This is a genomic window from Flavobacterium agrisoli (assembly GCF_016522065.1).
Taxonomy (GTDB): Bacteria; Bacteroidota; Bacteroidia; order Flavobacteriales; family Flavobacteriaceae; genus Flavobacterium; species Flavobacterium agrisoli.
In genome coordinates this window covers 497,308-503,439 of sequence record NZ_JAEHFV010000003.1, presented here as the reverse complement: position 1 = coordinate 503,439, position 6,132 = coordinate 497,308, and the positions used below count along the sequence as shown (strand labels likewise).

The 6,132-nt window shown below is 30.9% G+C and carries 6 protein-coding genes and 1 pseudogene; 2 read left to right on the top strand and 5 right to left on the bottom strand.

The features are described from left to right. Positions 1 to 326: 326 nt before the first annotated feature. Entirely contained in the window at positions 327 to 1,016 is a 690-nt protein-coding gene (locus I5M07_RS10380) for a DUF4294 domain-containing protein (RefSeq protein ID WP_233622027.1), read from the bottom strand. A gap of 667 nt (positions 1,017 to 1,683) precedes the next feature. Here I5M07_RS10380 and I5M07_RS16010 point away from each other — a divergent pair. After that, entirely contained in the window at positions 1,684 to 2,013 is a 330-nt protein-coding gene (locus tag I5M07_RS16010) for a universal stress protein (RefSeq protein ID WP_317191321.1), read from the top strand. A gap of 15 nt (positions 2,014 to 2,028) precedes the next feature. Continuing rightward, a complete protein-coding gene (locus tag I5M07_RS16005) occupies positions 2,029 to 2,490 on the top strand; it encodes a universal stress protein (RefSeq protein WP_233622024.1) in 462 nt (153 codons plus the stop codon). 91 nt (positions 2,491 to 2,581) lie between these two features. Here I5M07_RS16005 and I5M07_RS10370 read toward each other — a convergent pair. From I5M07_RS10370 to I5M07_RS10355, 4 genes and pseudogenes are all read right to left on the bottom strand, one after another. Beyond that, a pseudogene (locus tag I5M07_RS10370) lies at positions 2,582 to 3,529 on the bottom strand (NADP-dependent oxidoreductase). A gap of 18 nt (positions 3,530 to 3,547) precedes the next feature. Then, positions 3,548 to 4,552, bottom strand: coding sequence for an NADP-dependent oxidoreductase (locus I5M07_RS10365; RefSeq protein ID WP_200106366.1), 1,005 nt, complete (start codon positions 4,550 to 4,552; stop codon positions 3,548 to 3,550). Between the two features lie 6 nt (positions 4,553 to 4,558). After that, a complete protein-coding gene (locus I5M07_RS10360) occupies positions 4,559 to 5,359 on the bottom strand; it encodes an SDR family oxidoreductase (protein ID WP_200106365.1) in 801 nt (266 codons plus the stop codon). Positions 5,360 to 5,546: 187 nt separating this feature from the next. Continuing rightward, the gene (locus I5M07_RS10355) at positions 5,547 to 6,131 is read right to left on the bottom strand and encodes a TetR/AcrR family transcriptional regulator (protein WP_200106364.1); all 585 of its coding nucleotides are present in this window, start codon (positions 6,129 to 6,131) and stop codon (positions 5,547 to 5,549) included. Between the last annotated feature and the right edge of the window lies 1 nt (position 6,132).

Genomic DNA, 6,132 nt, shown 5'->3' with positions numbered 1-6,132 from the left:
ACGTTTCGCTGTTGCGGGTGCAAAAGTAGACACTTTATTCAATTAAACAAGCCTTTTTTTATTCTTTTTTTAATAGTAATTTAATATAATTACTTAACTCGCTATACCTGCATTACTTACATCCTAACTTTTTTTAAAAGTTTTTGTGTTACTTGGGGTTTTATAGTATTCTAGATTCTAAAAAGAAGGTTTTACTATGCTTGGATACTGTTTTTAGGCAGGAGAAAATTATCCATGCACTATTCATGCACTATCTATGCTTTATCTATGCTTTACTATTTTAGTTTTGTTTGTCAGGGTAAATGTCAAATTATTTCAAAAAGGCGTTATTCCTTTTTATCTGCTGCTTTTTTTTCGGCTAGGTCTTCCCAAAATTGGGTAAGTTTTTCGTAGTTGACTGGATTGGCTGGTTTTTGGTTTACTAATCGGCCGGTGGCAAATGCTTCCACTAAGATTGTTTCTATTAAGTAATCTTCATTTACTTCAAATGGTGCGTATTCTTCTTTTAAATTAATATCAAAAAGTTTGGCTGTTCCATTTGCCCAAAAAGCCTTCCACCCACTTTTTAGGTTTTTAATTAATTCATAAGTTGTTTTTCCAGTTTGCCTATGAATGAGCTTGACTAAAATTTGACCTTGCTTACGAGACAACTTTTTAAGCTTAGCCTCGAAACTATTCGTTAAATAATCTTCTACGATTTTTAAATATCGCTTTTTTTCTTTGTTTGAATTCAATCGTTCCATTCCTTTATTAAGGGCTACCAAACGCTCGGCCGCCAATTTAGCATAAGGATAGGTTTTGTAAACTCGATTTTGCAGAATCAAATACGCCTTTTGGGCTTCTTTATCCAATTTCCCTTTAGAAACAATAATTTCGGGTAATTCGATGGTATCATTCAAAATCGAATCGGTTTCGGTTAGCACATATCCCATTTGTTCATCTGGATTTTGCCCGATTTGTGCTTGAGCAGTCGAAACCATTAAAAAGAATGCCATTATATAAAAAATCAATCTCATTTAGACTTGAATTAAATTGTAAAATTATACATTATCCCTACAATTTTATTACCAAATTTATAATTTAGGAAAAAACTTCTACTTTACATCTATTCATCAACATCTTAAAAACTATTTGCTCGCTTCATTCTACTAATAATTTTATACCGGATTTAAAATACTTGACGGATAACTTATACATTTCAAAGATAACTTACGCAACCTTGAATTGCTAAAATTAAACATATTTGACTACTCCTTTCTAAAAACTAATTTTGAACGTTTAAATAATTAGAAAAAATTAGAATAGTTTACAATAACTTTGTTGTTCCTTACTAAACAATAACCTTTTAGCTTTTATGAATTATCAAGTCTATAACCTCTCGCTTGAAGAGCTTATAAATCAAGTCAAAACTGATTTAATTAATAAATAATTTATTGTTAGTTCTACAGATAAAAACAATAACAATCTTATATTAAATATTCCTCACAAAATGGACTTTTTTACTATACTTATAGTAGAGAAAGGACATTGCTGTTACACGGTAAATGATCAAAAAACATCTGTTTATGAAAAAAACGTTCACTGATATGGTTTTCTGAACTACTAAATCCTAAACGAATCAAATTAAAAAAGAATCAAAATTTCATAACTTAAAATAGTTACAATACGAGTTCCAAATCAACAATAATTGCCACAACAAATTTTACTGATATTGCCACAAATGCAATACATTACGCAGCAAATTTGGCAGAAATAACAGGATCAAAACTACTTCTTTTTCACGCCTTTTCACTTTCTATTCATAGTGCGAATTCCAGAATTTCAAGTAATGGATTTGATCAAGAATTAAACAGAGCCAAGTGGGAACTTAAAATCTTAGCATCAGAGCTTTCTAACTTATTTTCTATTGAAATAGACGTTCATTGTGTTTTTTCACCTTTAGAAGAAGAACTTAACTTATTAATCGCAAACAGAAAAATTGAACTAGTTGTGATGGGCATGGCCGAAAAATAATTTGAACAAGAAGTAATGGGTAATTCGACCACTTCTGTAATTAAAAACATTACTATTCCTGTATTAGCTGTACCTTTAGCAGCACATTTTTCTAACGTAAAAAAGATACTTTTTGCTCTAGACAATAGTAGTTTGTCAACAGTAAAAAGATTTAGATGGTTTACAAAAATAGTTTTAAAACTAAAGTCTGAAATAGAATTTTTTAGTGTTGATAAAAAAGTTGAAACATTACTTCAACAGCAGAAAGATGTTGATTCTACGATTGATCCGAATCTTACCTACATCAAATATCTTTACAAAAAGATTAAATCCAGCGATGTTGTGAATGAAATTCAGGCAGAAATTATAAATTATAACGCAGATATTTTGGTTATGGTTCCTCAAAAATATGGTTTTTGGGATTCTCTTTTACACATTAGTAAAACCAGAACTATGGCTGCTGGACTCGTAATACCACTTTTATCACTCCCTAATTAATACTTAACTTTAAAGGTTATTACATTCAAATTCAAAAAGGATTAAATCACAATCGATTTAATCCCTTTTACTGTTTTATACCATCTTTTATTTAAATATTTACTACAATTTTACCAACAGTTCTCCCTTTTTCTAAATATAAATGAGCTTCTTGCATCTCTTCAAAAGAAAATATTTTGGAGACGTGCGATTTGACTATTTCTTTTTCTAATAATTCTGAAAGCTGCAACATGTTTTCACCTGAAGACTGCACTAATAAAAATGATTAATTTATATTTTTCTCTTTTGATTTTTCAAGCTCTTCATCAGATAGATTGCTCTTGGTGATAGTAACAATTGTTGCACCTTCTTTTACAACATCTAATGACTTTATAACAGTATCTCCACCAACGGTATCAAACACAAAATCAACATCTGACACTTTTTCTTGAAAACTTTCTGTAGTATAATCGATGTGTTCATCTGCTCCATTTTGTAATATAAATTCTTTGTTTTTTGCTGATGAAGTACCAATTACATAGGTTCCAAGATATTTAGCAATTTGTGTGGCGTAATGTCCAACTCCACCCGATGCAGCATGAATCAATACTTTGTCTCCCTTTTTTACATTCCCTTTTTCAACTAAAGCTTGCCAAGCTGTAAGAGCAGCAAGTGCAGCCGATGCCGCTTCATCGTGAGAAATATTAGCAGGTTTTAGAGTTAAATGTGAAGCTGGTACTGCAACATATTAGGCATAAGCATTACCTTTTCCAGGGAAATTTGCCATACCGAAAACGGCATCACCAACTTTAAAATCAACCACTTCATCTCCTATTTCAACTATTGTTCCTGATAGATCCCAACCGATAATAGCAGGTCGATCTGGACCAATAATCCAATTTAATGCTCCTTTATTTGACCTTACTTTAAGATCTATCATATTGATACTTAATGAAATTGGTTTTACCAAAACTTCATTCCCCTTTATAGTTGGCTTTACAATATCTACAAATTGTAGATCATCAACACTCCCTACTTCGTTTAAAATTATTGCTTTCACTATTATTTATTTTTAATATTATTTTACTTTTACTATCACCTTACCTTTGGTTCTACCAGATTCTATATAAGTCATAGCATCATTAGTTTTTTCAAAAGGAAATACTTTATCAATTACAGGTTTTATGGCGCCCAACTCAATTAGAGCAGTAATTTCTTCTAATTGGCTTCCTTCTGCTCTCATAAACAAGAATTTATATTTTGTATTTCTTTTTTTTGCTTTTTTCTTAGCGCCAGAACTTATCAATTTTGTCACTAATTTTAAATACCAAGGCAAACCAATTTCTTCGGCAAACTCTGGAGTTGGTGGGCCAACTAGAGAAATTAATTGCCCGCCAGATTTTAGAATACGTAGTGACTTTTCAAGAATTTTAGGATCTTTATTACTATGCAAAACAAAATCATAGTCTTTTAGTTTGGTTTCAAAATCTTCTTTTTTGTAATCGATTATTAAATCGGCACCAAGACTTTTTACTAAATCAATATTAGTTGCACTAGTTGTTGTTGCTACAAAAGCTCCTAAATGTTTTGCTAATTGAATAGCAAATGTACCCACACCGCCAGAACCAGCTTGAATGAAAACTTTTTGTCCTCTTTTAACGTTACCCATTTCAACAAGAGCTTGCCAAGAAGTTAAACCTACTAAAGGAATAGATGCGGCTTCCTCCATTGTAAGGTTCTTTGGCTTTAAAGCCAAATCTTTTTCATTAACTGAAATGTATTCAGCAAAAGTACCTATTCGGTAATCTCCCACTCTTGAATAAACTTCATCTCCAACGTTAAAATTCGAAACAGCCGACCCAACTTTAACTACAGTTCCAGCCATATCGTGTCCGTTGATAATTGGTGTCTTGTATGGTAACAAGAGTTTAAACTCTCCCTTTTTTATCATTAAATCTAAAACATTGACTGCTGCTGCATGAATTTGAACTAAAACTTCATTTTCTTTAGCAACAGGATTTGCTACTTCGGAAAGTTGCAATTTGTCTTTTTTACTGTATTTTTTAATATAAAATGCTTTCATCTTAATTTAATTTTTATTTATTTTTTTGAGAATATTTTTTTCTAAAATACCATAAGAGAAATGTTGAAGATTAAGCAAAGTAGACGTACCCTTTCCAACAATGTTTCTGAATTTAGGATTTTTCGCTTGGACTACTTTAAGTACTTTTGCTGCTACCATTGCTGGATCTTCCGCCTGTTCTGCTAAGGCCTTATTAAATTTTTCGACCTTTCCTCTTAATAAATTGTAATCTTCAATTTTGGTTATTGAAGATGATGAATTATCTAAAATACTTGTTTTAAAAGCAGCAGGTTCAATCATGGCTACCTCAATATTAAACCCATTCAATTCGTAACGTAATGCTTTAAAATATCCTTCTAAAGCATGTTTAGATGCCGCATAGTATGCCGCATTAGGAAATGATATTAGTCCGATAATTGAACCTACGGTTATTATTTTACCCATTTTTTGTTTTCTAAAATGAGGTAATATCGCATTTGTAACCCTGATAGTTCCCCAAAAATTTGTATCTAACTGTTTTTTTCCAAGTTCAATGGGAGTTTCTTCAGCAATACCTGAAACTAAAAAACCTGCATTGTTGATAAGTATATCCAACCTAACACTTTCTTTGAAGAGTCTATCTGGCAAAGTGTTTATCGATTGTTCTGAATCTAGATCTAATGCAATTAATTTGAACGGTAACTTTGATGCATACTTTTCAGGGTTTCTACTGGTGCCAATCACATTGTATCCATTTTTGTGCAGTTCGTTTGCAATTAGCAATCCAAAACCTGATGATGCACCTGTTATTAAAATTGTTTGTTTCATGTTATTTTTTTTGTAAAATATTTATTGTTTTAACTTTTTAATATATCTAATGAACCGTTTTTTTAGCTATCTCTATTTATTAGCTGATTGTTTTTTATAGACTAAAAAATATTTTTAAATTCCTTCCTCTAACTCTTTTTAAACTTTTATAAACTTCTGACAAGCAATATTTTTTTTGATTAAAAAATTAAGATTGACTACAAATTACTTTAGCTGCTTTCTTAGCTAGTTTTATTGGTGCAGAACTTTGGATGGCTTTACTTCGTAAAATTGAACCCTCAAACAACATAATAACTTGAGTTGCTATTGCTTTACTATCTGTGATATTTGCTTCAAATAAATATTTCTCAACTAACATTTCTAGTTTATTGATATGCAAATCGCAAACTGCTTCTATTTCTGCAGCTTTATGTGCATACTCTGTTTTGGCATTCATTGCAAAACATCCATTCACATTACCAGCATCCACCAACTTTATAAGTAAGTCAAAAATCATTAAAACCTTATCTACCGGATTCTCAACTACAGCTTTTTCTATATAACCGGCTATTTCTTTGTATCTAGTTTCATGATAATAATTGAGTGTGGCGATAATTAGACCTTCTTTTGATAAAAAATGTTTATAAAGTGTTCTTTTTGATATTCCTGTACCATCAATTATAGTATCTACACCAGTGGCGTGAAAACCATTCTTATAAAAAATATCAAAAGCACTTTTAATCATTTCGTTTCTTTTTTGTGTTTTTGAAGTTGGAGTTATTTTTTTTTCCATG

Bases quoted from the DNA above. Each gene is read 5' to 3' on its own strand.
- I5M07_RS10355 (WP_200106364.1), bottom strand. From the start codon at position 6,131: ATGGAAAAAAAAATAACTCCAACTTCAAAAACACAAAAAAGAAACGAA.
- I5M07_RS10380 (WP_233622027.1), bottom strand. From the start codon at position 1,016: ATGAGATTGATTTTTTATATAATGGCATTCTTTTTAATGGTTTCGACT.
- I5M07_RS16005 (WP_233622024.1), top strand. From the start codon at position 2,029: ATGGGTAATTCGACCACTTCTGTAATTAAAAACATTACTATTCCTGTA.
- I5M07_RS10365 (WP_200106366.1), bottom strand. From the start codon at position 4,552: ATGAAAGCATTTTATATTAAAAAATACAGTAAAAAAGACAAATTGCAA.
- I5M07_RS10360 (WP_200106365.1), bottom strand. From the start codon at position 5,359: ATGAAACAAACAATTTTAATAACAGGTGCATCATCAGGTTTTGGATTG.